Source organism: Streptomyces sp. NPDC059957 (genome assembly GCF_042730015.1).
In the GTDB taxonomy this organism is placed as follows: domain Bacteria; phylum Actinomycetota; class Actinomycetes; order Streptomycetales; family Streptomycetaceae; genus Streptomyces.
The window spans coordinates 19,372-44,235 of sequence record NZ_JBHWMB010000017.1 but is presented as its reverse complement, the minus strand read 5'-3'; the positions used below and the strand labels follow the sequence as shown (position 1 = coordinate 44,235).

Here is a 24,864-nt window from a genome sequence, read left to right as displayed (position 1 = left end):
CTAGTTGCCGACGCGGCGGCGCACGTCCTGGAAGGCGGTGTAGTTGGCGATCAGCTCGATCTGCCCGGGCGGCGCCAGCTGCACGGCCTCGTCGAGGGTCTCGCACACGCGGAAGTCCAGGCCCGCGACTTCCAGGCGGACCGCGAGGTCCAGCTTGCGGTCGCCGATCACGAAGATCGGGTGGCCGGCCAGGCGCGGGTAGTCCACGTCCCACAGCCAGGAGGTGTCGGTGCCGTCCGCGCCGCGTGCGTTCACCGACAGGATCACCGGGGTCGGCGGCGGGTCGATCAGGGAGAAGGTCTCCAGCCAGCCGGCCGGGTTCTTCGCGAGCAGCAGGCGCAGTTCGCGGCCCTGGAAGCTCACCACGTCGTAGCGTCCGGCGACGGCCTGCACCTGGTACATCCGCTCCAGCGCCACCTGCGGCGGGACGCCGAAGACGGCCGCGACCGCGGCCGAGGTGGCGGCGTTCGCCTTGTTGGCGCGGCCCGGGAGCTGGAGGCTGATCGGCCAGGCGCTGCCGTGCGGGTCGAGCACGTGGTCACCGGAGAGCACCCAGCTCGGGGTGGGACGCCGGAAACCGCACTCGCCGCAGAACCAGTCGTCGCCCGGACGCTGCATGACGCCACCGCAGGAGGGGCACGACCAGGCGTCGTCCTTCCACTCCTGGCCGGCGGCGACCCACACCACGTTCGAGGAGGAGGAGGCGGCCCACACGATCAGCGGGTCGTCGCAGTTCGCGACGACGACCGCCTTGGAACCCGAGAGGCCCTCGCGCCACTTCTCCGCGAGCATGCGGGTCTCGGCGGCGCGGTCCAGCTGGTCGCGGGAGAGGTTCAGCAGGGCGATCACCTTGGGGGTGACGTCCCGGGCCACTCCGGCCAGGTACTTCTCGTCCACCTCGATGACGCCGTAGCGGGCGTCCGAGCCGCCCGCCAGGGCGGAGGTGATGCCCGCGGGCATGTTGGCGCCCAGCGCGTTCGAGACGACCGGGCCGCTGGCCCGCAGGGCCTCCGCGATGAGCCGGGTCGTCGTGGTCTTGCCGTTCGTCGCCGAGACGAGGACGACGTCGAGATGCTGTGCCAGCGCGCCGAGGAGATCGGGGTCGAGCTTGAGCGCGACCTTGCCTCCGATCACCGATCCGCTTCCGCGTCCCGCGGCCCGCGACACCGCCGCTGCGGCCTTGCCCGCCGTCACGGCCAGCTTGGCCCGCGGCGAAAGCGGCTCTGTGTTGCCTGCCATCGTCCCTTGTCCTCCTTGCGTCGGTCGCCCCCAGCCTATCCATGACCTGCCCGCGCCCCGACCGCGGCGCCCCCGGTCTGCCGAAGATCTCCTCATATAGTCGCCCGTCGTACCCTTACCGCCATGCGACAGCGTCCCCTCCCCGGTACCTCCGGCATCGTCCGCACCATGAGCCTGCTGGGCGACCCGGTGCTCCATTCCGCTTGTGCGGAGGTCACCGAGTTCGGCCCGGCCCTCGACCGGCTCATCGAGGACATGTTCGCGACGATGTACGCCGCCCAGGGCGTCGGCCTCGCCGCGAACCAGATCGGCGTCGGGCAGCGGGTGTTCGTATACGACTGCCCCGACGACGAGGACGTCCGCCACGTCGGGCACATCGTCAACCCGCGCCTGGTGTCGGCCGACGGGGACGAGTTCGCGGGTCCCGAGGGGTGCTTGTCCCTGCCGGGCCTGGAGGCGTCCACGGTCCGCTTCGACGAGGCCGTCGTGGAGGGGGTCACCTCGGACGGGGCGGCCGTGCGGGTGGCGGGGACCGGGTTCTTCGCGCGGTGCCTGCAGCACGAGTGCGATCACCTGGCCGGTGGGGTGTACGCGGAGCGGGTTACGGGGCTGCGGGCGCGCAAGCTGCGCAGGCAGATCCGGAAGACCGACTGGGGGCAGGCCGGGATCCACGCGCTGGGGGAGTGAGTGCCCGACGGGCCCTAGAAGCCCGGGCCGTCCGCTCGGTTGCCGGCCGTGGCCAGGCGGCCCCACAGGAGGTCGGTGAGGGCGCTGACGAGTTCCGTGCGGTCGCAGGGGCGTTCGCCGAGCCACCAGTCGCCCGCCGCGTGCATCATGCCGACGATGCCGTGGCCCCAGACCCGGGCCAGGCGTTCGCCGCCGGGACCCAGGTCCACGCGTTCGCCGATCACCTGGGCCAGTTCCTCGCCGAGGCGCCGCAGCAGCGGGGCCGAGTGCAGGCCGACGTCGAAGCCGCGTTCGGGGGCCTGGGAGTCCTCGGCCGGGTGCATGAGGAAGCGGTAGACCTGGGGACGGGCCTCGATCGCGGCGAGATAGGTGTCGAGGGTGGCCTCGACCCGGCTGCGCCGTTCGGCGGGGGCGTCCAGTGCCGCGCGCAGCGAGTCGAGCAGGGCGTCGGTGTGCCGGACGGCCAGGGCCTGGTAGAGGCCCGCCTTGTCGCCGAAGTGGCGGTAGAGGATGGGCTTGGTGATCCCCGCCTCCGCCGCGATGGCGTTCATGGACGCTTTGGGGCCGTCCCTGAGGACGACCCGGTCGGCGGCCTCCAGCAGCTCCCGCCGCCGGCGCTCGCCCGCTCCCGGCTCGCCGGACTGCCGTGTGGTCTCCATGCCGTGTCACTCCCCGCCCTTGCGATGTCCTTCAGGCCCACGCAACGTAACACCCCGCACACCCTGGTGATCTCATCGGCGGTCCGTCATCGCTGCTGCTTGACAGTGCTTACCGGCCGGTAACAGACTGGAGTCGGAGTGAGGGTTACCGTTGGTAACCACTGTGCAGAGAAAGCTGGAGGGGACATGGCGGAGTTCACCATGGAGCTCAACGACGACCAGAAGCAGGTGCGGGACTGGATCCACGGCTTCGCCGCCGACGTGATCCGCCCCGCCGCCGCGGAATGGGACGAGCGCGAAGAGACTCCGTGGCCCGTCATCCAGGAGGCCGCCAAGGTCGGCATCTACTCCCTCGACTTCTACGCCCAGCAGTTCTTCGACCCCACCGGCCTCGGCATCCCGATGGCCATGGAGGAGCTGTTCTGGGGCGACGCGGGCATCGCGCTGTCGATCGTCGGTACCGGGCTCGCCGCCATCGGCGTCGTCGCCAACGGCACCGAGGAGCAGATCGGCACCTGGATCCCCCAGATGTACGGCACCCCCGACGACGTGAAGGTCGCCGCCTTCTGTTCCTCCGAGCCCGACGCCGGCTCCGACGTCGGCGCGATGCGCACCCGCGCCGTGTACGACCAGGCCACGGACGAGTGGGTGCTCAACGGAACCAAGACCTGGGCGACCAACGGCGGCATCGCCAACGTCCACATCGTGGTGGCGGTCGTCGACCCGGAGCTGGGGACCAAGGGGCACGCCTCCTTCATCGTGCCGCCGAACACCCCGGGCCTGTCCCAGGGGCAGAAGTTCAAGAAGCACGGCATCCGCGCCTCGCACACCGCCGAGGTGGTGCTGGAGGACGTACGGATCCCCGGTTCCTGCCTGCTCGGCGGCAAGGAGAAGCTGGACGAGCGGCTCGCGCGGGCCCGTGAGCGGGCCAAGGCCGGCGGCGGGGAGCGCGTGAAGAACGCGGCCATGGCCACCTTCGAGGCCTCCCGCCCGGCCGTCGGCGCCATGGCGGTCGGCACGGCGCGCGCCGCGTACGAGGTGGCGCTGGAGTACGCGAAGACCCGTACGCAGTTCGGCCGGCCGATCATCGACAACCAGGGCGTCGCCTTCCAGCTCGCGGACATGCGGACCTCCATCGACGCGGCCCGGCTGCTGGTGTGGCGGGCCTCCTGGATGGCGGTCGCGGGCAAGCCCTTCACCTCGGCCGAGGGCTCGATGTCGAAGCTGTTCGCGAGCGAGACCGCGAAGAAGGTCACCGCGCAGGCGGTCCAGATCCTCGGCGGCAACGGCTTCACCCGCGAGTACCCGGTGGAGCGCATGCACCGCGACAGCGCGATCTACACCATCTTCGAGGGGACGAGCGAGATCCAGCGCCTGGTGATCGCCCGCACGCTCTCGGGCATGCCGATCCGCTAGCGCGGGGCTCGGACGGGGAAGGGGTCCGGTGGCGTCCTCAAGGGCGGCACCGGGCCCCTTCGTGTGCCGGTGGCGTCCTCAGGGGCGCAGGAGGGCCTTCAGGGCGCGGGTGAAGAGGAGGCGCGCCGCCGCCGCGACCAGGGGGTCGAAGGGGTGGCCCAGCCCCCGTACGCGCAGTTCCTCGCGCCATTCGGCCTCGCACCCGCCCGAGGGTGAGGGGCGGAGCTCGATCTCCGCCCGGCCCCGCACCACTCGGCCGTGTTTGACGAGCCGGACCAGTCCTGCGGAGCCGCCCTGCGGGGGCTGCCAGAAGGTGACTTCCATCGGGTCGTCGAAGGTGACGCTCCCCACGCCCGTACGCATGGTGAAACGGCTTCCGGTGTGCGTCGGAGGCGGCGTTTCGATGATCGCCCGGGTGAGCGGGACCACGGAGGCGTGGTGTTCCCAGTCCGTCAGCCTCCTCCACGCCTCCTCGGTGTCGAGAAGTGTGCGGTGAATGATCCGGATAGCGGGCATGAGCGCATCGTAATCGGGCATACACACCCTGAACTGGGCGGCGAATATGGGTTCCGCCCGGGGGTGGCGATCAGTAATACTCACCGCCACCGTGGATCGCGGATTCGACCGGGTGACCACCGGCCTTCCCGCCCCACTCTGCGAGGAGGTGCGCCATGTGCTCCCACCAGCCCCCCTGCCCTACCGCCGACAGCGTCGACCACGACGCCGCACGCACCGTGGCCTTCCACCCCGAACAGGGCTGGAACCTGCTGTGCAACGGTGCCGTGGTCTTCGATGACACAGGTGAACTGCTCCCCGACGGCCGCACGGTGGAACCCCGCCGCCCGGCCCTGGTCTGAGCGAGGAGGCAGCATGCGCCAGCAGCTGATCCGAAAGCCCGTCCCGAAGCCCGCACCCCGAGACCTGGACCTGCGTACACCGTCGGGCAGACCCCTCCCGTACTGACGGGAGCCCCGGAGTTACGCCACGGCGCCACTGGTTGAGCCCATCGAGCCCATGGATGGGGGATCAGCCGGTGGACGCCGCCGCGCCGCCCAGGAAGGCGTGTTCGTACGCCTCGTCGCCGATCGCCGCCCTGGCCTGCCGTTCGCCCTGGTCGCGCACGGCCGTCAGCGAGGGGGAGCCCATCTGCGGCCGGCCCACCGTGCGCCACCAGGCGTGCCCCGTGCCCAGCAGCCGGGCCGCCAGCTCGCCGTCTCCCATGGCCGCCACCGCCGCCGCCAGCAGGTCGAGACCGAGCGCGATCCCGAAGCGGTCGCCCAGCAGCCGTTTGCCCGACAGCATCGCCCGCGCGTGCCGGGCCGCCTCCCCGTGGTGGCCGAGCCCCAGCGCCGCCATGGCCAGGATGTAGTCCGCGTACGCCCTCAGCCAGCGCTCTCCCAGCTCCGCGCAGGCTTCGCGCAGGCCCCGCGCCTCCTGCTCGGCCTCCTCGAAGCGCCCGAGGTCGCACAGGGCGTAGCCGGTGGCCAGCCGGCACAGCAGCCAGCCCACGCCGGTGGGTCTCCCGCCGTGCCCCCCGCGCGCCCGGGGGCCGGCGAGCGCCAGGGCCCGTACGGGATCGCCCGGCATCAGCACCGCCACCGCGTACAGGTACGCGGCGCGCAGCTCCGGCTCCGGGTCGGCCAGCGTGGCCGCCGCCCCGGTGCACTCCTTGCCGAGCTCCTCGGCCGTGGTCAGGTCGCCCTGGAGCAGGGCGGTGAGCCCCAGGGCCCACAGGGCCTGGACGTACGCGGCTCCCGAGCGGGGGCCCCGGCTCAGGGCCCGCTCGAGGAAGGCCCGGCCCTCGTGGACGTGGCCGCAGGAGAACCAGAAGAACCAGAGGGCGCCGGCCGTCTCCAGGGCCGCCGTGGGGTCCGAGCGGAGCAGGTGTTCCAGGGCGGTACGGAGCTGCGCGTGCTCGGCGGTCATCCTGCGGTACCAGTCCACCTGGCCGGGGCCCATCCAGCCCGGGTCGGCGGCCTTGGAGAGCGCCGCGTACCAGTGGGCGTGCCGGTCGGCGACGACCCGTTCCTCGCCGAGTTCCGCCAGCCAGTCCTGGCCGTACTCGCGGATGGTGTCCAGCAGCCGGTAGCGGGCGCCCGCGCCCCGTTCGCGGCTGCAGCGGACCACCGACTTGGAGACCAGGCCCGCAAGGACCCGCTCCACGCGTGCGGCGGGCAGGGGGCCGCCCGAGCACACCGCTCGGGCCGCGGCGACGTCGAAGTCCCCGGTGAACACCGAGAGCCGGGCCCACAGCAGCCGTTCGACCGGCTCGCACAGCTCGTGGCTCCAGCCGATCGCGGTGCGCATCGTCTGGTGCCGGGGGAGCCGGGCGGTGGTGGTGCCGGCGAGCAGGTCGAAGCGGCCTTCGAGGCGCTGCGCCATCTGTTCCAGGGTCCAGAGGCGCATCCGGGCGCCGGCCAGTTCGAGGGCGAGGGGGATCCCGTCCAGGCGGCGGCAGACGTCCGCGGCGAGGGCCGCCCGGTCCGGGTCGGCGAAGGCGGCCGCCGCGTGCGGGGTGGCGGCGATCGCGCGGGCCCGGAAGAGCGCGAGGGCGTCGCTGTCGGGCCCGTCGCTGGGCAGCGGGCTGACCTCGACCAGCTCCTCCCCGGGGCTGCCGAGCGGCTCGCGGGTGGTGATGAGCACCGTCAGGCCCGGTGCGGACTGCAGGAGTTCGCCCACCAGGTGCCGGCAGGCGGCCACCAGGTGCTCGCACGTGTCGAGGACGAGCATCAGCTCCTTGTCGGCCATCCACGCGCACAGTTCCTCGTCCAGGGGGCGCGGGGACTGGTGGGCGAGGCCGAGGGCGTGCGCGACGGTGGCGGTGAGCAGTTCGGCGTCGCGCAGCGGGGAGAGTTCCACCCACCACACCCCGTCGGGCCTGCGCTGGCGCGGGTCGGCGGCGGCCCGCAGGGCCAGCCTGGACTTGCCGACGCCACCGACGCCCGTGAGCGTCACGAGCCGCCGCTCGCGCAGCAGGTCGGACAGGAGGCCGAGTTCACGCTCACGGCCCACGAAGCTCGCCGTTTCCGGCGGCAGGTTTCCCGGCACGGCGCCAGAGTCTGGCCCAGGATCGCCGTCCGTGGAATCTGCCTGATTGTTGTTGACCGAGTACTCACCGAACACGGGAGTATTCTGCGCGATCTTCTTTCTCCGCAGTGCCGTTCGGGGCAGATCGAACGAACAGGTTGTCAGGAAGTGCTCCGCCGAACGGAGTTCGGGAGGCGGTTGGGGAGGCGTTCGGGGCGCGGTCGGGCGCTCTTCAGGAGGCCAGTTCGATCCGCCGTTCCTCGGAGAAGGCGCCCCACGTGCCGTCGGGCAGCCGCGCCCGGAGCTTCACCGTCCATGCGGTGCCGGGGGGTTCGGCGACCGTGAGGCGGTGCTCCGCCCGGCCGGCCGGGACCGCGCCCTTGCCGAACTGGATGACGGTGGTGGGGCGGCCGTTGACGTAGAGCTCGTACTCGGTGGTCTCCCGGCCGGTCGCCGGGGCGGTCCAGGCGAGGGTGACCGCGCCCGGCGAGGCCACCGCCGTGAACTCGGCCGGAGCGGTGCCGGCCCGCTGTCCGGGCCCGGGCGGGGTGGTGACGTCCGCGGCGGGACCGGCGGGGGAGGAGTTGTCGGCGCCGTCGCGGGCCCGGACGGTGAAGGTGTACACGCTGTCCGGCCGGAGGTCCTCCAGCACCGTCGTGGTGGTGCCGGGGCCGACCGTGTGGATGCGGGCGTCGCCCTGGTAGACGTCGTACGCGGTGACGCCCGTGTCGTCACCGGCCGCGGCCCAGGTCAGCCGGGCGGAGGTGGGCCCGAGGGCCTTGCCTTCCGTGCGGGGCGGGGCGGTCGGGGGCAGCCGGTCCTCGGCCGTGGCCGCGGGGGTGGTGGCCGAGGCGGCCGCGCCGGCCGGGGAGGTGTTCCCCGCGGCGTCCCGGGCCCGGACCGTGAACGCGTAGGCCGTCTGCGGAGTGAGGCCGGTGATGTCCGTCATCGTCTTGTCGGCGGGCAGTTCACGGACCAGCCGGTCGGTCTGGAAGACGAGGAAGGAGGTCACCCCGTCGGCGGGCTCGGGCGACTGCCACATGACGTGGACCGAAGTGGCGCTGCCCGCTTGGGCGGTGAGCCCTGCCGGGGCCGCCGGGGGCGTGGTGTCGGAGGCGCCGCACGCCGTCAGCGCGGCGGCCGCCAGGGCCAGCGCGAGGGCGGGGGCCGTTCCCCGTACGGACGGCCGCCGGGAGCGGCGCCGGGGGTGCGGCGCGGTGCTGGGTGCGGGGTCGTGCACGGCGGGCGCCCTCTTCTTCCGTTCCTCGGGTCTTCCGGTGCGGTGGATCCTCCGGTGCGGCGGATCTGCCATCGGGGTGGATCTGCCGGCGGGGCGGATCTTCCGGTTCTTCCGGCTCCCGGAAAGGTCTAGACATATATGGCATGCTCCGCGGCCGCCGGGCAAGACCCCTGCGCGACCCCTTCCCGCCCGTGCGGCCCGGTTCGTGTGCTTCCGTTTCCGTCTGGCATTATTGCGAGCTCTTTGCAATAACGGAGGAAGTGCATCAGATGAAGGCCCGGACCGTACGGGGAATGGCCGGGGCGACCGCGGCCGCGGTGATCGCCACAGGCGCGGCGGCCTGCTCGAACCCCGGGGGAGGTGCCGCGGCGGGCGCCGGGGCGGCCGATTCCGCCGTGGTCGGCATAGCCACCGAGCCGGAGAGCCTCAGCCCGCTCCTGGGCTACGGCAAGGACGGCAACTCGAAGATCTTCGACGGACTGCTGGCGCACGACGCCGACATGAAGCTGAAGCCCGCGCTGGCCGAGGCGCTCCCGGAGGTCTCCGCGGACGGACTGACCTACACCTACCCGCTGCGCCGGGGCGTGAAGTTCAGCGACGGAGCGCCCTTCGGCGCCAAGGACGTCGTCTTCACCTACCGGACGATCCTCGACGCGAAGACGAACAACGCGTCCAAGTCCGAGCTCGACGCCGTCGCGGACGTCACGGCGCGCGGCGAAGACGCCGTCGTCTTCACCCTGAAGTACCCCTACGCCCCCTTCGCCGAGCGGACCGTCCTGCCCATCGCCCCCGAGCACGTCGCGGGCGGACAGGACGTCAACAGCGGCGAGTTCACCACCAAACCCGTCGGCACGGGACCGTACGTGCTCACCGCCTGGTCCAAGGGCGAGAAGCTGAGCTTCAAGGCCAACCCGTCCTACTGGGGCGGTGAGCCCGCGGTGAAGAAGTTCACCATGGCGGTCATCAAGGACGACGACGTGCGCGCCACCCGGCTGCGCTCCGGCGAACTGGACGCGGCCGTCCTGCCGCCGAACCTGGCCAAGGGCTTCAAGGCCGACAAGGCCGACAAGTCGCTGAAGACGTACGCCGCCAAGACCTACGACTACCGCCAGGTGACCCTGCCGACCGAGCATCCCGTCACCGGTGACACGGCCGTCCGCCGGGCCCTGGACATCGCCGTGGACCGCGGCGCGCTGGTCGACAAGCTCCTCGAGGGCGCGGGCAAGGCCGCCTACGGCCCCGTCCCGACCGGCAGCCCGTGGTTCACCGCCGGCACCGAGCGCCCGTACGACCTCGCGAAGGCCAAGAAGATCCTCGACGACGCCGGCTGGATCCCCGGCGCCGACGGCATCCGCGCCAGGAACGGCGTCCGCGCCGCCTTCCCGCTCTGGTACCCCTCCGGCGACAAGCTCCGCCAGGACCACGCCCTCGCCTTCGCCTCCGACGCCAAGAAGGCCGGCATCCAGGTCACCACCGAGTCCGGCAGCTGGGAGGTCATCGAACCCAGGATGCGGACCGACGCCGTCCTCGCGGGCGGCGGCTCCCCGGCCGACCCGGACTTCGACCAGTACCTGACGCTGAACTCCGCCCTCGCGGGAGACGGCTTCAACAACATGGCCCGGTACGCCAACCCGGCCGTGGACAAGGCGCTGACCGACGGCCGCCGCAGCGCCGACCCGGCCGTGCGCAAGGCCGCGTACGACACGGTCCAGCGCGAGCTGGTCAAGAACCCGGGCTACGTCTACCTCACCCACATCGACCACCTCTACGTGGTGGGCGACCGGTGGGACGGGCCCTCCACCCAGACCGAGCCGCACGACCACGGCCTCGGAACCGGCCCCTGGTGGAACATCGAGAGCTGGAAGCCGAAGCAGAAGTGAGCGGTCTCCGCAGTCTCCACCGTCTGCGCCGTCTCCCGTGGGGGCCGATGGCGCGCATGGCCGGGCGGCGGACCCTGTTCGCCGGCCCGGTCCTGCTCGTCGTGACCTTCGGCGTGTTCGCGGTCGCCGCGCTGTCCCCCTTCGACCCCGTCAAGGCGTACGCCGGATCCGCAGGGCTCACCGCCTCCCAGGCCGGACTCGACCAGCTGCGGGTCAACCTCGGCGTGGACCAGCCCCTGCTCACGCGCTGGTGGGAGTGGCTCACCTCGGCGCTGACCGGAGACCTCGGCACCTCCGCCGTCATGCGCCAGCCCGTCTCCGACGTCATCGCACAGCGGCTCGGCTGGTCGGCGCTGCTCGCGCTGTGCGCCTTCGCCATCGCCGTGCTGCTGGGCACCGGACTCGGCGTCCTGGCCGCGCGGCGTCAGGGCGGGCGCCTGGACCGGGCCGTCTCCGGGCTCGCGTACACCCTCGAAGCGGCCCCGGCCTTCTGGCTGGGCCTGCTCGCCATCTGGTTCTTCTCGGTGCGCCTGGGCGCACTTCCGTCCGGCGGCCTCACCGACGCGGGCAGTGACGTGGTCACCGCCGGGCAGGTGGCTCGCCACCTGGTGCTGCCCGCGCTGGTCCTCGGCATCTCCCAACTGCCTTGGTTCTTCCTGTACGTCAGGCAGGGCGTGGCCGACGCGCTGGAAGAGGATCCCGTACGGGGCGCCCGTGCGCGGGGCCTGGGGGAGCGGCGGGTGCTGCTCGGCCACGGACTGCGCGCCGGAATGCTCCCGATGCTGACGCTGATCGGGTCGCGGGTACCGGAGCTGATCACCGGCGCGCTGCTGGTGGAGACCGTCTTCAGCTGGCCCGGCATCGCCGCCGCCACCGTCCAGGCCGCGACCTCGGTGGACTTCCCGCTGCTGGCCGCGCTGACGGTCCTGGCCACGGCCGCCGTGCTCGCCGGGAACCTGCTGTCCGACCTGCTCTACGGGCTGGCGGACCCGAGGGTGGGCTTCGATGGCTGACACGACGACGGCTGACATGAAGACCGCTGATACGGCCGACACGGTCGGAACGCGGCTCTGGCGCTCCCACGGCCGCGACCGGAGCTCCACCCGGACCCTGCGGGTGCGGACCTCGGCGGTGATCGTCGTCCTCATCGCGCTGGCGGTGCTGCTCGTGCCGCCGCTGGTCCAACTGGACCAGCAGGCAGTCGACTTGTCGGCAAAGCTCCTGCCGCCCTCCTGGTCCCACCCCTTCGGCACCGACGACGTGGGCCGCGACCTGCTGCTGCGCTGCGTGTACGGGCTGCGCGTCTCCCTTCTGGTCGGGCTGGTGGCCGCGCTGGTCGCCACCGTCCTCGGCACGGCCGTCGGCGCGCTCGCCGGGGCGCTCGGCGGATGGCCGGACCGGTGCGTCATGCGGGTGGTGGACGCGCTGTCCTCGATCCCGCACCTGCTGCTCGGCATCTTCATCGTGGCGATGTTCCGGCCGGGGGTGTGGCCGGTGATCGTCTCCGTGGCCCTGACCCACTGGCTGTCCACGGCCCGCATCGTCCGCGCGGAAGTCCTCTCGCTCCGCTCCCGGCCCTACGTGGACGCCGCCGTTTCGGGCGGCGCCTCGCGGTGGCGGGTGGCCGTACGCCACCTCGTGCCCGGCGTGCTGCCGCAGGCGGGGCTCGCCGCCGTGCTGATGATCCCGCACGCCATGTGGCACGAGTCGGCCCTGTCCTTCCTGGGCCTCGGCCTGCCGGCGCACCAGGCGAGCCTGGGCAACCTCGTCCAGACGGCCCGCGGCTCGCTGCTCGCCGGTGACTGGTGGCCCACGCTCTTCCCGGGGCTCCTCCTGATCGTCCCGACCCTGGCGATCGCCGGCCTCGCGGGGGCCTGGCGCGAGCGCCTCAACCCCCGCCGCCGATCGGAGCTGACCCTGTGAGGACCTACACCCCTTCGCCGCCGGAGCCGAAGCCGGAGCCGAAGCCGGAGCCGAAGCCGGAGCCGGCTGGTGCCGTGCGGCACCCGGGGCAGGGATCCGCCCGGCCGGTCCTCGAACTGGACCGGCTCTCCGTGCGGTTCCGGATGCGCGGCGGCCGGTACGTCGAGGCCGTCACCGACGCCACCCTCGCCCTGGCCCCCGGTGAGTGCCTCGCGCTCGTCGGGGAGAGCGGCTGCGGCAAGTCCGTGCTCGCCTCCGCCCTCCTCGGACTGCTCCCCGGCAACGCCGCGACCGCCGGCTCGGCCCGGCTCGCCGACGGGACCGACCTGCTCGCCCTCGACGAGCGCACCCTCGCCCGGTCCGTCCGGGGCCGCCGCGTCGCACTGGTGCCGCAGAGCCCGGCCGCGCACCTCACCCCGGTCCGCACCATCCGATCCCACCTGGAGGAGACGGTCCGCGAACTGACCGGAGCCGCCAAGGCGGAGCTGCGGGAGGCCGCCGAAGCCGCGGCCCACCGGGCGGCCTTCCCCGCCACCCACCTCGACCGCCATCCCCACGAGCTCTCCGGCGGGCTCGCCCAGCGCGCCGCCACCGCGCTCGCGCTGATCGGCGACGCGCCCCTGCTGCTCGCCGACGAACCGACCACCGGCCTCGACCGGGACCTCGTCCACCGCACCGTCGACGAACTGCGGGCCCACACCCGGGACGCCGGCCGGGCCCTGCTGATGATCACGCACGACCTCGCGGCGGCCCACCGCATCGCCGACACCGTGGCCGTCATGTACGCGGGCCGCATCGTGGAAACCGCCCGCGCCGGAGCCTTCTTCGGCGCTCCGGGCCCCCGCCACCCCTACGCGCGCGGACTCCTCGACGCCCTCCCCGAGCGGGCCTTCACCCCCATCCCGGGCGCCCCGCCCGAGCTCGGCGCGCTCCCGCCCGGCTGCGCCTTCGCCGCCCGCTGCCTCCGCGCCGACACCCGCTGCCGGGCCGAGCGGCCCCCGCTCACCGAAGGGGTGGCCTGCCACCATGCTTGAGCTCACCGGCATCACCGCCGGCTACGACCACCGGGCTCCCGTCGTACGCGGCGCCCACCTGAGCCTCGCCCCCGGCGAATCCCTCGGGCTGCTCGGCCCCAGCGGCTGCGGCAAGTCCACCCTGGCCAGGGTCGCCGCACTGCTGCACCGGCCCGACCGGGGGACCGTGGCCCTCGACGGCTCGGCGGTGACCGGCTTCCGGCACCGGGCGCCGCGCGCCCTGCGCACCTCCGTCGGCATGGTGTTCCAGCAGCCCCGGCTGGCGGCGGACCCCAGGCTCAGGCTGCGCGAGCTCGTCGCCGAACCGCTCCGGGCCACTGGCCGGCGTAGCGAAATCGACAGCACCGTACGCGAGTTGGCCGACCGGGTCGGCCTGGGCGCGGACCTGCTCGACCGGCGGCCCCACGAGGTCAGCGACGGCCAGCTGCAACGGGCCTGTGTGGCAAGGGCCTTGGTGCTCCGGCCGCGCTGGCTGGTGTGCGACGAGATGACCGCCATGCTCGACGCGTCCACCACCGCCGCGCTGGTCGGCGTGGTCGAGGAGTACCGCTCGGAGTCCGGCGCGGGCCTGCTGGCGGTCGGGCACGACCCCGTACTGCTGGACCGCTGGTGCGGGCGAACGGCGCACTGGGACGAGATCGTCAAGGACTGACCGCCGGTCACGGACCGTCAACACCCGTTTGGCGGACACGAGTTTCGCCCGAAGGGCCCTCCCGCTGCGCCACCATGGCGCCGCGTAAGGAGGTGTTCCGATGGTGATCTCCCTCTCCGTCCTCGTCCTGCTCCTCGTCCTCGCATGGATCTTCATGCGCGGCGGCGGCCTCAAGCTGTCCCACGCGCTCGTCTGCGTCCTGCTCGGCTTCTATCTCGCGAGCAGCAGTCTCGCGCAGACCATCCACAACGGGGTCTCGGCCACGGCGAACGTGGTCGGCGGTCTCACCCCCTGACGTTGATCAACTGTTGCGCCTTCGTGAATCATCCGGCTCTTCCATGGACTCCTCAGGCAGTGCGATCTAGCGTCTGGCCGCGGCGCGATGTCATACGCAATGTCAATAAGTCCGAGGACGAAAGGAAGTCCGGATGTTCCGAAGAGCGCTGAACTGCGCCGTGGCGCCGGCTCTCGCCGCATGCGCGGTGTTGTACGGGGCCTCGCCGGCCACCGCCGACGAGATACCCCTGGCCCCCGGCCACCGCCTGGTCAGCCATTACGAGGGCGCCCCGGCCACGGCCGCGCCGCTGCCCGGAGAAGCCCCGCCGCAGCACCCCTTCCTCGCGCCCAACGGCCGCAGCGGCATGCACTCCGACGCGGCGGGCAGCGCCACCTCGCCCTGGTCGGGACCGCTCGGCAAGAACCCGAAGGTGACCAGCGAGAAGATCGCCGCCCTCGGCGGCGAATGCGCCACCGCCACCTTCGACTCGGGCGGCCGGCTGGTCACGGTGTGCGGCACCTTCGGCGGCTTCAAGGTCAAACTGCTGGAGCCCCGTACGCTCGCCACGCTCGCGGAGTACCAGCTCCCGCAGCGTTCCTCGACGGTCCAGGCGATCACCTCGCTCGACTTCTCGAAGATCTTCAAGGACACCTCGGGCGGCGCCTACTTCTACCTGGACAACCAGGACCGGGCGGTGCTGGCCGACTCCCGCCAGCACATCCTGAGGCTCTCGCACGTACAGCAGCCGGACGGATCCTGGCAGTTCAAGGTCGACAACGACTGGGACCTCACCGGCCAGGTCCCGCACGACTGCGTCGACTGGACCAACCTGTGGCCCACCGGCACCTGTGACCCGGTCACCTCGGTGATGCCCGACTGGAACGGCCGCATCTGGTGGGTCACCCGCCAGGGCCGCGTCGGCACCGTGGACCCGGCGACCTCGGTGATCCGCTCGATCCGGCTGGCGGGGGAGGAGATCCAGAACTCCTTCTCGGTCGGCGAGGACGGGGTCTCCATCGTCACCGACCATGCGCTCTACAGCTTCACCGGTTCCGCCGACGGCACCCCCGTCACGCAGTGGCGCCAGACCTACGACCGGGGTACGGGAACCAAGCCCGGCTCGGTCAACCAGGGTTCGGGCACCACCCCGGACCTCTTCGGCAACGGCTACGTCGCGATCACCGACAACGCCGACGACCGGATGAACGTGCTGGTCTTCAAGCGGGGCCTGGACGTGCCCGAGGGGCAGCGCCTGGTGTGCAAGGTCCCGGTCTTCGGATCGGGCGCCTCGACCACCGACAACTCCCTGATCACCTGGGGCAACAGCATCGTCGTCGAGAACAACTACGGCTACGAGAACGTCACCTCGCTGGTCCTCGGCAAGTCGGTCGTCGGCGGCGTCAGCCGCATCGACGTCCGCGCCGACGGCAGCGGCTGCGACACGGTCTGGCAGAGCGCGATCCGCTCGCCCTCCGTGGTCCCCAAGCTCTCCACCGCGAACGGGCTGCTCTACTTCTACGAGAAGGAGCCGAACTTCTGGGGGATCGACGCCTGGTACCTCACGGCCGTCGACTTCCGCACCGGTGAGCGCCGCTGGCGTCAGCTGACCGGCACCGGCCCGCTGTACGACAACAACTGGGCCCCGATCACCCTGGGCCCCGACGGGACGGCCTACGTGGGCGTCTTCAACGGCATCGTCTCGGTCCGCGACGGAGGCTGAGCCCCGGCCCCGGCCCCGAACCACCGGGCCGGGTCATCGCGGGGGCCCGTCCACCGGACGGGTCCCCGCTCAGGGCAGGGGGCCGACGCGCTCGATGGCCACCATCGCCGCGTCGTCGCCCAGGAGGCCGTCCGGGGTATGGGCGAGGAGGTCCGCGCAGAGGTGGCGCAGGAGGGCTTCCGGGCCGTCGCCGGGCCAGTCCGCGGCCCGCTCGGGCAGCGGGTAGAAGGCTCCCGACGCGTCACGGGCCTCGATGACGCCGTCCGTGTACAGCAGGACCACGTCCCCCGGCTCGAAGGGGAAGGACTGCGGGGTGAAACCGGTGTCCGCGAACTCGGACAGACCCAGCGGCGGCGCCGGACGGTCCACCTGAAGGGGGACGACGCGGCCCCCGCGCAGCAGCAGTGGCGGAGGGTGCCCGCAGCTGACCACCCGCAGCGACGGCTCCCCGTCCGGAATGTCGAGCACCGCCGCCGTGGTGAACCCCTCGTCCGGCCGTCCGGGGCCCGCGGGGCCTTCCGCGCCCCGGTCCGGGTCGGCGGCCACCGCTGCCTCCAGATAGCCCACCAGGCCCGGCAGGTCGGCCTCCAGGTGGGCCGCGGCCCGGAAGGCTCCGAGGACGACCGAGGCCTCTCCGACCGCCTCCAGCCCCTTGCCGCGGACGTCACCGATGATCAGCCGGGTGCTGTCGGCGGTACGGGCGGCCGCGTACAGGTCGCCCCCGATCTGGGCCTCGGCCTCCGCCGACAGGTACACGGAGGCGATCCGCAGCGGGCCCATCCGGTCGCGCAGCGGTCGTAGGACCACCTGCTGGGCCGCGACCGCCACGGAACGCAGCCGGGTGAGCTGCCGCTCGTGCACTTCGCGCAAGTGTGCGAAGAAGGTGACGAAGGCCGAGATCAGGATGAGGGCGATGATCTGGAAGGTGTGGTTGAGGTCCGTCAGGGAAGTCCGCGCGATGGCCACGCCCACCTGCGCGAGGACCGCGACGGCGCCCACGAACCCGGTCGTGCGCGGCCCGGCGAAGGAAGCGGTGAGGGCGGGGGCGGCCACCAGGAAGGGGCCCAGGTGGACCTCCGGCGGGGCCAGGACGTCCACCACCGTGACGATGGCGATCAGCAGGAACGGCACCGCGAGCAGCACCGCGCGCGATTCCCGGAACCGGCTGGTGCGTGGGGGCGGCGCTGAGGGGGCCATGCCTCCTGCATACACCGCGCACGGCCGGGCGGCACCCGCTCCGGCCGTGTGGCCGGGGCGGGTGCCGCCCGTGTGGTGTTCAGGGTGCCGGGGGCGTCAGCTCACCTGGAGCGTGACGTCGTCCACGACGAAGGAGGTCTGCAGGGAGGCGTCCTCCACGCCCTGGAACTTCAGCGTGACCGTCTGGCCCGCGAACTGGGAGACGTTGTACGTCTTGAGCTGGTAGCCCGCGGCCGCGTTCACGTTGGACAGGGTCGCCAGCGTCTGGCCGCCCACCGAGACCGTGAAGGTGTCGTAGACCGTGTTCTCGGTCTCGGCGGTGTCGATGTGCAGGTAGAAACCGAGCTGGTACGAGGAGCAGCCGGTCGGGATGGTCACGGACTGCGAGGCGCTGTCCGTGCGGGGCGTGCCGTAGCCGTTGAGCCAGGCCTTGTAGGTGCCGCCGTGCGGGGTCTGCCCCGCCTGGTTGGTGATGACGTTCGTGGTGGTGGTCCACGGGGTGGTGCCGCTCTCGAACCCGCCGTTGGCGACGAGCTGGCGCGGGGTGCAGGAGGGGCCGGTGCCCGTGACGGTCAGGGTGTAGGTGGTGGTGTGGCTGACCGAGCCCGTGCCGGTGACGGTCAGGGTGTAGGTGCCGGGCGCTGTGCTCGCGCCGACCTGGACGGTGAGCGTGGAGGAGCTGCCCGACTGGACCGAGGCCGGGCTCAGCGAGGCCGTGGTGCCGGCCGGGGCTCCGGTCACCGTCAGGGCGACGCTCTGGGCGGCGCCGCTGGTGGTGGCGGTGTTGATCGTGGAGGTGGCGGTGGCACCCTGGGCGGCGCTGCCGGTGGCCGGGGAGGCGCTGATCGAGAAGTCCGGGCCGGGGGTGGTGCCGCCGACGGCCTGGTTCCAGACCGTGTAGGCCACGCCGTCGGCACTGCGGTCTAGGACCGTGGCGCTGATGTTGTTCGTGGTGTCGCAGGAGGCGTGGTAGCAGGGGTCGTACGCCGCGTTCGCGGTGCCGCCCCACTTCGTGGCCTGCGCCGAGGTCTTGCGGGCGCTGGCACCGGCGGCGTAGCCGGAGGTGGGGATGCCGCCCTGCTGGAAGGAGTAGTCGTCACTGCGGCCCTGGCCCTCGGTGTTCTCCTCGGGGGCGAGGTTCAGGGAGGTCCAGTAGGCCTTGAGCGGGGCGGCCGCCGTGGAGTTGACGTTGTTGATGAAGTAGCCGCCGTTGGTCGAGCCGACCATGTCGAAGTTGTAGTAGGCCTTGATGGCGGACTTCTGGGTGCTGGTGAGCTGGTTGACGTAGAACCTCGAGCCGTTGAGGCCCTGCTCCTCGTCGGTCCACCAGGCGAAGCGCACGTGCTTGGTCATGGTGGGGTTCTTCTGGGCGAGGACGAGCGCGTTCTCCAGCAGGGTCGCGGAGCCCGAGCCGTTGTCGTTGATGCCCGGACCGGCCGAGACGCTGTCGAGGTGCGCGCCGAACATGATCGTCTGGTCGGCGGGGCCGCCGGGCCAGTCGGCGATCAGGTTGTTCGACGGGTAGGTGCACGAGCTGCAGTTCTGCTCGGTCACCGTGTAGCCGGCGGCCTGCAGCTTGCCCTTGATGTACGCCACCGACGCCGTGTAACCGGCGCTGCCCGCGCGGCGGTTGCCGCCGTTCTGGGAGGCGATCGTGTTGAACTGGGTCAGGTGCGCCCGGACGGCGGCCACGTCGATGTTCGGCGCGCCGGGGTTCGGCGTGGTGCCGCCGACGGTGAGCGCGTAGTCCACGGTGTGGGAGAGGCTGGTGCCCTGGCCCTTGACCACGACGGTCGAGGATCCGGGGGCCGCGCTGGAGGAGGCGGTCAGCGTCAGCGTCGAGGACTGGCCGGACTGCACGGTGGCCGGGCTGAAGGAGGCGGTGACCCCGGCCGGCAGGCCGGACGCGGTGAGGGTGACCTGCTGGGCCGTGCCCGTGGAGATGGCGGTGGCGACCGCGGTGGTGGCCGAGGCGCCCTGCTGGACGGTGCCCGAGGACGGGTTCAGCGCCAGCGTGAAGTCGCTGTTCTGGCCGCTCGGGGTGCAGGTCGGGTCCGCGGTCTGCGCCGGCACGCTGATCGCGTCCCAGGCGGCCTTGGTCTTGGTGAACAGCCCGCAGGTGGTGTCCAGCGACTTGGCGGAACTGAGCGTCGCCGTGCGGTACTTCTTGTAGGACATGCTGGAGGTCTTCAGCAGCATGCCGCCGTAGAAGATCTTGCCGGCGTTCTGGATGCCCACGCCGGTCAGCGTGGACTGGTTGCAGGTGCTGCTGTTCGGCTTGCCGCCGCCCGGGCTGGTGCCCTCGGCGAGCAGGTAGAACCAGTGGTTCAGCGGGCCGGCGGCGGCGTGCACCTCGGTGCCCGGTATCGCGGAGCTGTAGCAGGCCGGGTCGTTGTTGACGGCCGCCGGGTTGTACATGTTGCGGATCGGACCGTTGCCCACGAGGTTGATCGTCTCGCCGACGAGGTAGTCCGGAGTGTCGTACGGGGAGGGCTGGTTGATGAAAGCCTCGGTCAGCGCGCCGAAGATGTCTCCGGTGGCCTCGCCGAGCCCGGACTCCTGGCCGCTGGTGCCGCCCGGGGTGTTGGAGTCGATGGCGTGCCCGTACTCGTGGGCCACCACGTCCACGCCGGCGATCCACTCGTTGGCGTTGTTGTGCCCGATGGTGACCGTGCTGCCGTCCCAGTACGCGTTCACGTCGTTCAGCCCGACCTTGGCCGGGAAGCTGCGGCCGCTGCCGTTGACGCCGTTGCGGCCGAGCCACTGGCTCAGCATGTCCCACTGCTTCTGCGCCGCGAACATCAGGTCCACGCAACCGGTCTCCTTGGAGGTCGGGTTGCCGGTGCCCCAGGAGTCGGTGGACTTCGAGAAGACCGTGCCGCTGCTGTAGTCGGCGCAGCTCAGTCCGGTCCGGTTCGGGTCGCGCAGGGAGTACGTGCTCCCGGAGGCCGTGGTGTCGATGGTCAGCGGGTTCGGGCCGTTCCACTTGCTGTTGCCGCTGCCCGCCACCACCTCGTCGAAGCTGTCGACGAACTTTCCGGTGCGGGCGTCCACGAACACGTGGAGCTTGCTGGGCGCCTTGGCGGTCCGCCCGATCAGGACGGTCTCCCAGGCCAGCACCGGCTTGTCGTCCTTGATCTTGACGACCAGCCGGCTGCTCTCCACCTTGTCGGTCTTGACCTGCCGGCCGCGCGAGAGCGCCTCGGCGGCCTTGGCCGAGAACGACGCGGTGGTCGACACGTCGATCACGGTCGCGGAGGCCGACTGCAGGGCGTGCACCCGGCCCTGGCCGTCGGCGAGGACGACCGCGTCGCCGCCGACGACCGGCAGGCCGCGGTAGCTGCGCTCGTACGCGACGGAGTAGAGGTCCTTCACCCAGGGGGTGACCAGACGGCGGTCGTACTGCTGCTGGGGGGAGTTGACCAGGCTGTCGAGCCCGCTGCGCACGGCCGCGTCGGCCGCGGCGACCGCCCGTTCGGCAGCGGTGGGCGGGAGGGGATCCGCGTTCTGCGAGGCGGTGGCGGTGGTGGCCAGCGTGCCGGCGAGGCCCGTGGTCAGCACCATGGCCGTGAGGGCGGCCATCCATCTGGTGGGCTGCAAGAGTCCACTCCGATCGTGGTGGGGGGATGGGACGGGGAGGGGCGGGGAAGGCGGTCCGGCTGTTCGGTCTGGCTGTTCGCGGCCGAGTATGGGCGTGTCCATGACCAGATCGGGACATCCCTGCGGGCATAAGACCGGCGTTATGGCGGCGGCGGATGGCGCTGCGTAAGCTGCCCGAATGCAGCTGGAGTTGAGACATCTGCAAGCCGTCTGCCAGATAGCGGAGACCGGAAGCCTGGGGGGCGCGGCGCGGATCCTCGGGGTCTCCCAGCCGGCGCTCTCCGCCCAGCTGCGCCGGATCGAGCGGGTCACCGGCGGCGAACTCTTCGTCCGCGGCCGGCTCGGCGTCGAACCCACCCCGCTCGGCCAGTTCGTCCTGGCCAAGGCCCGCCGGGTGCTCAGCGAAATGGACGCCCTCGGCTCGGAGGCGCGGGCCCGGACGGCCGACGCCCCGCTGCGCCTGGGCTGCATCCTGCTGGTGCTGATCGACGGGCTGATCGCCCGGCAGGACCTGGTCCTGCCGGGCCGGGAGATCACCGTGGACATCGAGGACTCGGTGACCGCCCTGGTGCGGATGCTCGGCGCGGGCCGCTACGACGTCATCGTCTACGGCGAGGTCAACGACCACGAGGTGCCGCTGCCCGCGGGGGTGACGGCCCGCACCCTGGTCCCCAAGGAGCCCTTCTGCATCCGGATGTCGGCGCGGCACCCGCTGGCCCGGCTGGAGGCCCTCGACCTCGCCGACCTCGCCGACGAGCAGTGGATGACCCTGGTGGAGGACGACGACGGCGGACCCGAGGCGCTGGTCGAGGCCTGCGCCAAAGCCGGCTTCGTCCCCGCGCTGCGCTACCGGATCACCGACCGCATGATGCAGTACGACCTGATCTCCGCCGGTCGCGCCATCTCCCTCAGCCAGCCCACCGCACCCGCCGTGGCGGGCACGGTGATGCGCCCGCTGATCGGGGCGCCGGTCACCGGACGCATCCGGCTCGCCTGGAACCGCTCGACGGTCTCGGCCCGCCAGGCGGAGCTCTTCTACCGGTCGGCCGTCTACGCGTACCTGGCCAACGTGGACAACAACCCCTTCCACCGGGCCTGGTGGGACGAGCATCCGGAAGCCCATCCGACCCTCGACTGACGCCGGTTCACAGAGGCTGACCTCATTTCATACTCCGTACATGGAACGGGTATTCGGATCCCTTTACGCTCTCCGCATGGCAGTGGCCGCCACACCATTTTCGCGAGGTAGAGGGGGCCCCCTTCGGAGACCAGGAGGAAATACCCATGAGTAAGAGAGTCCGTACGCAGGTCAGCCGCCGAGGATTCCTCGCCGGCACCGCCGCGGCTGCGGCCGCCGCCACCGTGCCGGCGATCGGCCAGGCGGCCGCGGCTCCCGCGGCGGCGGCCGCCGGCCGTCCGAACATCCTCCTGATCGTCACCGATGACCAGCCCAAACAGACCGACTGGGCCCTTCAGAAGACCATCGGCTGGCTGGCCGGGGAGGGTGTGAAGTTCAACCACGGCCACGTCACCACCCCGCTGTGCTCGCCCTCCCGCTCCTCGGTGTTCTCCGGCCGCTACGCCCACAACCACGGGGTCCGCAACAACGCCGCGTCGGCGTCCCTGGACCAGAACACCACCGTCCAGCGCTATCTGAAGCAGGCCGGATATCGCACGGGCCTCTTCGGCAAATACCTCAATGCGTGGAACATTGCCGACGCGCCCCCGCATTTCGAGGATTTCGCACTGCTCCAGCCCGGGTATGTCGACGCCAAGTGGAACGTCAACGGGTCGGTCCAGACGATCAACGGCTACACCACGAACATCATCAAGAACCGCACGCTGGGATTCCTGGACAAGGCGGCCACCGACACCCGACCCTGGTTCGCCTACGTCACCCCGTACGCCTCGCACGGACCCCGCACGCCCGAGGCCAAGTACGCGGGCACCCCCGTGCCCGAGTGGAACGGCCGCCCCTCCGTCACCGAGGCCGACCGCAGCGACAAGCCGCCCTACATCCAGGACGCCACCGGCACCCTGGAGGACGGCAAGCGCATCCGCGCGGAGCAGCTGCGGGTGCTCCTCTCGGTCGACGACGCCGTCCAGGCCTTCAAGGACAAGCTGGCGGCCACCGGCCAGCTCGACAACACCCTCGTGATCTACATCGGTGACAACGGCTTCGGCTGGGCCGACCACGGCTGGACCGCCAAGTCGGTGCCCTACAGCCCCGCCCACGAGGTGCCGTTCTACCTCTCCTGGCCCGCCGGAGGCCTCGGCGCCGGCACGGTGGACAACCGCATCGTCGCCAACATCGACATCGCGCCCACCATCCTCGACGCCGCCGGAATCACCCCGAACACTCCGCAGGACGGCCGGTCGCTGCTGAGCTCGTACAGCCGCGACCACTTGCTCGTCGAATGGTGGAAGCAGGGCACCGCCCCCGACCACCGCACCTGGTCCTCCTACGTGGCCAAGGACAAACAGTACGTGGAGTACTACAAGCTGCACACCGATGCCAACGGCACCGTGTCGGGCACCGGAGAGGTCACCTTCCGGGAGTACTACGACCTCGCCGCCGACCCGCACCAGCTGGTCAACAAGCTGTACCAGGCCACCCCGACGCAGGAACGGAACCTGGGCATCCCCGCCCTGGCCGCTCAGCTCGCCGCCGACCGGGTCGGCTAGCCCCCACCTCCGGCCGGGCGCGCCCCCGTGCGCCCGGCCGGACCGCACCCATCCGCACGTACGTCCACCGGAGCCCCGCATGTCCTCCTCCTGCTGCACCCCGGGCCACGACTCCCCGGCCGGGGCCCTGACCCTGCTCGCCGCGCCGGTCGTCGCCGCGCCCCGGGCCGTCCGCGGTCTGCTCGACCTGCCCGGCGGGCGCTTCCTCATGGGCACCGACGACGCGGACGGGTTCCCGGCCGACGGGGAGGGGCCCGTCAGGGAGGCGGCGGTGGCCCCCTTCCGGATCGCACCGACCACGGTGACGAACGCCCAGTACGCCACCTTCGTCAAGGCCACCGGACACGTCACGGAAGCCGAGGACTTCGGTTTCTCCTTCGTTTTCGCCGGCCTGCTCGCGGCGGAACTCGCCGACACCGCACCGGCCGTGGAAGGGGTCCCGTGGTGGCGGGCGGTGTCCGGGGCGAGCTGGAAGCGGCCCGAGGGGCCCGGCTCCTCCATCGCCTCCCGGCAGAACCACCCCGTCGTGCACGTCTCGTGGAACGACGCGACGGCCTACTGCGCCTGGTCCGGGACCAGACTGCCCACCGAGGCCGAGTGGGAGTACGCGGCCCGCGGCGGCCTGGAGCAGCGCCGCTACCCCTGGGGCGACGAACTCGCCCCGGGCGGACGGACGATGATGAAGATCTGGCAGGGCGACTTCCCCACCGTGCACACCGGCCCCCACATCGGCACCGTCCCCGTGAAGTCCTACCGCCCCAACGGCCACGGCCTGTACAACACGGTGGGCAACGTCTGGGAGTGGTGCTCCGACCCGTTCGCCCCGGGCCACCCCTCCCGCGCCATGCGCGGCGGTTCCTTCCTCTGCCACGACTCGTACTGCAACCGCTACCGGGTCGCGGCCCGCAGCTCCAACACCCCCGATAGCTCCACGTCCAACATCGGCTTCCGGGTGGCTGCCTGAGGGTCAGTCAGTTCGACCGGACCACGAGTCCGGCCACGTGATCGGTGACCATGTCCAGGATCTCGGCTGCGGCCTTCTCGTCGCCGAGGACCAGGAAGTTCAGGGTCACGCCGTCCGTCATGGCCGCCAGATAGCGGGCCAGCACGGCCACCGGCACGCTCAGCTCGAACGGCGTGATCCGCCGGAGCTCTTCGAGCAGCTCGGTGTACGTATCGCAGTACGACTCGTACTGCTTGCGCGCCAGGTGCCCGAACTCCGGCTGGCGCAGCGCGTACTGGGTGAGCTCGTAGGTGAGCATGTGCGCGCCGGGACTGGCCACCACGTGGTCCCAGTACGCCTGGAAGCCGGCCCGGATGGTCTCGTGGAGCGTCGGCCTCGGCACGATCGCGGCCTTCACGAGGGTGACGTAGTGCGCGGTGATGGTCTCGATGACCGACTCCAGGAGCGCCTGCTTGGAGTCGAAGCAGTAGTGGAAGACGCTCAGGGAGACGCCCGCCTCGGCCGCGATGGACCGGGTCGTGGTCCTGGACACCCCGTCGCGGGTCATCGCGCGGATCGCCGCCTCCGTCAGCTGCCTGCGCCGGTCGGTCAACGGCATCCGTGCCATGTACGGGTTCCCCTTCGCTCCGGTGCGCCCCGAGCGGGGTGTCCGCGGGCGCACCGG

At 71.8% G+C, this 24,864-nt stretch carries 21 protein-coding genes; 13 read left to right on the top strand and 8 right to left on the bottom strand.

Translation table 11 applies throughout. The annotated features are described in order from the left end of the window. A complete protein-coding gene (locus ACFWBW_RS14045; RefSeq protein WP_385371792.1) occupies positions 1-1,239 on the bottom strand; it encodes a MurT ligase domain-containing protein in 1,239 nt (412 codons plus the stop codon). A 123-nt stretch (positions 1,240-1,362) separates the two neighbouring features. Between ACFWBW_RS14045 and def the strand changes: the two genes are divergently transcribed. Continuing rightward, positions 1,363-1,926 carry a peptide deformylase gene (gene def / locus ACFWBW_RS14040; RefSeq protein ID WP_385371789.1) on the top strand — a complete coding sequence of 188 codons (564 nt, stop codon included), beginning with the start codon at positions 1,363-1,365 and terminating at the stop codon, positions 1,924-1,926. A 14-nt stretch (positions 1,927-1,940) separates the two neighbouring features. Here def and ACFWBW_RS14035 read toward each other — a convergent pair whose 3' ends face one another. Continuing rightward, positions 1,941-2,585, bottom strand: coding sequence for a TetR family transcriptional regulator (locus tag ACFWBW_RS14035; protein WP_385371786.1), 645 nt, complete (start codon positions 2,583-2,585; stop codon positions 1,941-1,943). Between the two features lie 186 nt (positions 2,586-2,771). On the opposite strand from ACFWBW_RS14035, the gene ACFWBW_RS14030 reads away from it, so the two are divergent. Continuing rightward, positions 2,772-4,001, top strand: coding sequence for an acyl-CoA dehydrogenase family protein (locus tag ACFWBW_RS14030; protein WP_385371783.1), 1,230 nt, complete (start codon positions 2,772-2,774; stop codon positions 3,999-4,001). Positions 4,002-4,079: 78 nt separating this feature from the next. On the opposite strand, the gene ACFWBW_RS14025 is transcribed toward ACFWBW_RS14030, so the two are convergent. Further along, positions 4,080-4,517: an SRPBCC family protein gene (locus ACFWBW_RS14025; RefSeq protein WP_385371780.1), complete on the bottom strand. Its 438-nt coding sequence runs from the start codon at positions 4,515-4,517 to the stop codon at positions 4,080-4,082. 155 nt (positions 4,518-4,672) lie between these two features. Here ACFWBW_RS14025 and ACFWBW_RS14020 point away from each other — a divergent pair, with 155 nt between their 5' ends. Beyond that, positions 4,673-4,858: a DUF5999 family protein gene (locus ACFWBW_RS14020; RefSeq protein WP_243341733.1), complete on the top strand. Its 186-nt coding sequence runs from the start codon at positions 4,673-4,675 to the stop codon at positions 4,856-4,858. A gap of 169 nt (positions 4,859-5,027) precedes the next feature. On the opposite strand, the gene ACFWBW_RS14015 is transcribed toward ACFWBW_RS14020, so the two are convergent. Both ACFWBW_RS14015 and ACFWBW_RS14010 read right to left on the bottom strand, forming a co-directional pair. Continuing rightward, the gene (locus ACFWBW_RS14015; protein WP_385371777.1) at positions 5,028-7,049 is read right to left on the bottom strand and encodes an ATP-binding protein; all 2,022 of its coding nucleotides are present in this window, start codon (positions 7,047-7,049) and stop codon (positions 5,028-5,030) included. Between the two features lie 211 nt (positions 7,050-7,260). After that, the gene (locus ACFWBW_RS14010) at positions 7,261-8,268 is read right to left on the bottom strand and encodes a fibronectin type III domain-containing protein (RefSeq protein WP_385371774.1); all 1,008 of its coding nucleotides are present in this window, start codon (positions 8,266-8,268) and stop codon (positions 7,261-7,263) included. A 269-nt stretch (positions 8,269-8,537) separates the two neighbouring features. On the opposite strand from ACFWBW_RS14010, the gene ACFWBW_RS14005 reads away from it, so the two are divergent. The 7 genes from ACFWBW_RS14005 (at position 8,538) to ACFWBW_RS13975 (ending at position 15,754) form a co-directional block, all read left to right on the top strand. After that, a complete protein-coding gene (locus ACFWBW_RS14005; protein WP_385371771.1) occupies positions 8,538-10,148 on the top strand; it encodes an ABC transporter substrate-binding protein in 1,611 nt (536 codons plus the stop codon). Between the two features lie 47 nt (positions 10,149-10,195). Then, complete coding sequence (locus ACFWBW_RS14000; protein ID WP_385371768.1) at positions 10,196-11,161, top strand: ABC transporter permease; 966 nt, start codon at positions 10,196-10,198, stop codon at positions 11,159-11,161. Between the two features lie 16 nt (positions 11,162-11,177). Further along, entirely contained in the window at positions 11,178-12,071 is an 894-nt protein-coding gene (locus ACFWBW_RS13995; RefSeq protein WP_385371984.1) for an ABC transporter permease, read from the top strand. Then, entirely contained in the window at positions 12,068-13,105 is a 1,038-nt protein-coding gene (locus tag ACFWBW_RS13990) for an ABC transporter ATP-binding protein (RefSeq protein ID WP_385371765.1), read from the top strand. The genes ACFWBW_RS13995 and ACFWBW_RS13990 overlap by 4 nt, the downstream gene beginning before the upstream one ends. Continuing rightward, on the top strand, positions 13,098-13,757 hold the full coding sequence (locus tag ACFWBW_RS13985; protein WP_385371762.1) for an ABC transporter ATP-binding protein: 660 nt from the start codon (positions 13,098-13,100) through the stop codon (positions 13,755-13,757). The genes ACFWBW_RS13990 and ACFWBW_RS13985 overlap by 8 nt, the downstream gene beginning before the upstream one ends. A gap of 100 nt (positions 13,758-13,857) precedes the next feature. After that, positions 13,858-14,052: a hypothetical protein gene (locus tag ACFWBW_RS13980; RefSeq protein ID WP_385371760.1), complete on the top strand. Its 195-nt coding sequence runs from the start codon at positions 13,858-13,860 to the stop codon at positions 14,050-14,052. 133 nt (positions 14,053-14,185) lie between these two features. After that, positions 14,186-15,754: a hypothetical protein gene (locus tag ACFWBW_RS13975; protein WP_385371757.1), complete on the top strand. Its 1,569-nt coding sequence runs from the start codon at positions 14,186-14,188 to the stop codon at positions 15,752-15,754. A 69-nt stretch (positions 15,755-15,823) separates the two neighbouring features. Here the strand turns inward: ACFWBW_RS13975 and ACFWBW_RS13970 are convergent, their stop codons facing one another. Both ACFWBW_RS13970 and ACFWBW_RS13965 read right to left on the bottom strand, forming a co-directional pair. Beyond that, a complete protein-coding gene (locus ACFWBW_RS13970) occupies positions 15,824-16,951 on the bottom strand; it encodes a PP2C family protein-serine/threonine phosphatase (RefSeq protein WP_385371754.1) in 1,128 nt (375 codons plus the stop codon). Between the two features lie 96 nt (positions 16,952-17,047). Next, positions 17,048-20,533, bottom strand: coding sequence for a M28 family peptidase (locus tag ACFWBW_RS13965; RefSeq protein WP_385371981.1), 3,486 nt, complete (start codon positions 20,531-20,533; stop codon positions 17,048-17,050). Positions 20,534-20,729: 196 nt separating this feature from the next. Here ACFWBW_RS13965 and ACFWBW_RS13960 point away from each other — a divergent pair, with 196 nt between their 5' ends. The 3 genes from ACFWBW_RS13960 to ACFWBW_RS13950 all read left to right on the top strand — a co-directional run bounded on the left by ACFWBW_RS13960 (position 20,730) and on the right by ACFWBW_RS13950 (position 24,200). Beyond that, positions 20,730-21,689, top strand: coding sequence for a LysR family transcriptional regulator (locus ACFWBW_RS13960; protein ID WP_385371752.1), 960 nt, complete (start codon positions 20,730-20,732; stop codon positions 21,687-21,689). 146 nt (positions 21,690-21,835) lie between these two features. Further along, positions 21,836-23,236 (top strand): sulfatase, encoded by a 1,401-nt coding sequence (locus tag ACFWBW_RS13955; protein WP_385371749.1) that lies wholly within the window; start codon positions 21,836-21,838, stop codon positions 23,234-23,236. 79 nt (positions 23,237-23,315) lie between these two features. Next, complete coding sequence (locus ACFWBW_RS13950; protein WP_385371746.1) at positions 23,316-24,200, top strand: formylglycine-generating enzyme family protein; 885 nt, start codon at positions 23,316-23,318, stop codon at positions 24,198-24,200. 7 nt (positions 24,201-24,207) lie between these two features. Here ACFWBW_RS13950 and ACFWBW_RS13945 read toward each other — a convergent pair whose 3' ends face one another. Beyond that, positions 24,208-24,807, bottom strand: coding sequence for a TetR/AcrR family transcriptional regulator (locus ACFWBW_RS13945; RefSeq protein ID WP_385371743.1), 600 nt, complete (start codon positions 24,805-24,807; stop codon positions 24,208-24,210). Positions 24,808-24,864: the final 57 nt, after the last annotated feature.

What these genes read in the sequence shown, in the direction of transcription:
- ACFWBW_RS13975 (WP_385371757.1), top strand. Translation starts at nt 14,186, where the DNA reads ATGTTCCGAAGAGCGCTGAACTGCGCCGTGGCGCCGGCTCTCGCCGCA.
- ACFWBW_RS13950 (WP_385371746.1), top strand. Translation starts at nt 23,316, where the DNA reads ATGTCCTCCTCCTGCTGCACCCCGGGCCACGACTCCCCGGCCGGGGCC.
- ACFWBW_RS13955 (WP_385371749.1), top strand. Translation starts at nt 21,836, where the DNA reads ATGAGTAAGAGAGTCCGTACGCAGGTCAGCCGCCGAGGATTCCTCGCC.
- ACFWBW_RS14020 (WP_243341733.1), top strand. Translation starts at nt 4,673, where the DNA reads ATGTGCTCCCACCAGCCCCCCTGCCCTACCGCCGACAGCGTCGACCAC.
- ACFWBW_RS13960 (WP_385371752.1), top strand. Translation starts at nt 20,730, where the DNA reads ATGCAGCTGGAGTTGAGACATCTGCAAGCCGTCTGCCAGATAGCGGAG.
- ACFWBW_RS14045 (WP_385371792.1), bottom strand. Translation starts at nt 1,239, where the DNA reads ATGGCAGGCAACACAGAGCCGCTTTCGCCGCGGGCCAAGCTGGCCGTG.
- ACFWBW_RS14025 (WP_385371780.1), bottom strand. Translation starts at nt 4,517, where the DNA reads ATGCCCGCTATCCGGATCATTCACCGCACACTTCTCGACACCGAGGAG.
- ACFWBW_RS14030 (WP_385371783.1), top strand. Translation starts at nt 2,772, where the DNA reads ATGGCGGAGTTCACCATGGAGCTCAACGACGACCAGAAGCAGGTGCGG.
- ACFWBW_RS14000 (WP_385371768.1), top strand. Translation starts at nt 10,196, where the DNA reads ATGGCGCGCATGGCCGGGCGGCGGACCCTGTTCGCCGGCCCGGTCCTG.
- ACFWBW_RS14035 (WP_385371786.1), bottom strand. Translation starts at nt 2,585, where the DNA reads ATGGAGACCACACGGCAGTCCGGCGAGCCGGGAGCGGGCGAGCGCCGG.
- ACFWBW_RS14005 (WP_385371771.1), top strand. Translation starts at nt 8,538, where the DNA reads ATGAAGGCCCGGACCGTACGGGGAATGGCCGGGGCGACCGCGGCCGCG.
- ACFWBW_RS13965 (WP_385371981.1), bottom strand. Translation starts at nt 20,533, where the DNA reads ATGGCCGCCCTCACGGCCATGGTGCTGACCACGGGCCTCGCCGGCACG.
- ACFWBW_RS13985 (WP_385371762.1), top strand. Translation starts at nt 13,098, where the DNA reads ATGCTTGAGCTCACCGGCATCACCGCCGGCTACGACCACCGGGCTCCC.
- ACFWBW_RS13980 (WP_385371760.1), top strand. Translation starts at nt 13,858, where the DNA reads ATGGTGATCTCCCTCTCCGTCCTCGTCCTGCTCCTCGTCCTCGCATGG.
- ACFWBW_RS13970 (WP_385371754.1), bottom strand. Translation starts at nt 16,951, where the DNA reads ATGGCCCCCTCAGCGCCGCCCCCACGCACCAGCCGGTTCCGGGAATCG.
- def (WP_385371789.1), top strand. Translation starts at nt 1,363, where the DNA reads ATGCGACAGCGTCCCCTCCCCGGTACCTCCGGCATCGTCCGCACCATG.
- ACFWBW_RS13945 (WP_385371743.1), bottom strand. Translation starts at nt 24,807, where the DNA reads ATGGCACGGATGCCGTTGACCGACCGGCGCAGGCAGCTGACGGAGGCG.
- ACFWBW_RS13995 (WP_385371984.1), top strand. Translation starts at nt 11,178, where the DNA reads ATGAAGACCGCTGATACGGCCGACACGGTCGGAACGCGGCTCTGGCGC.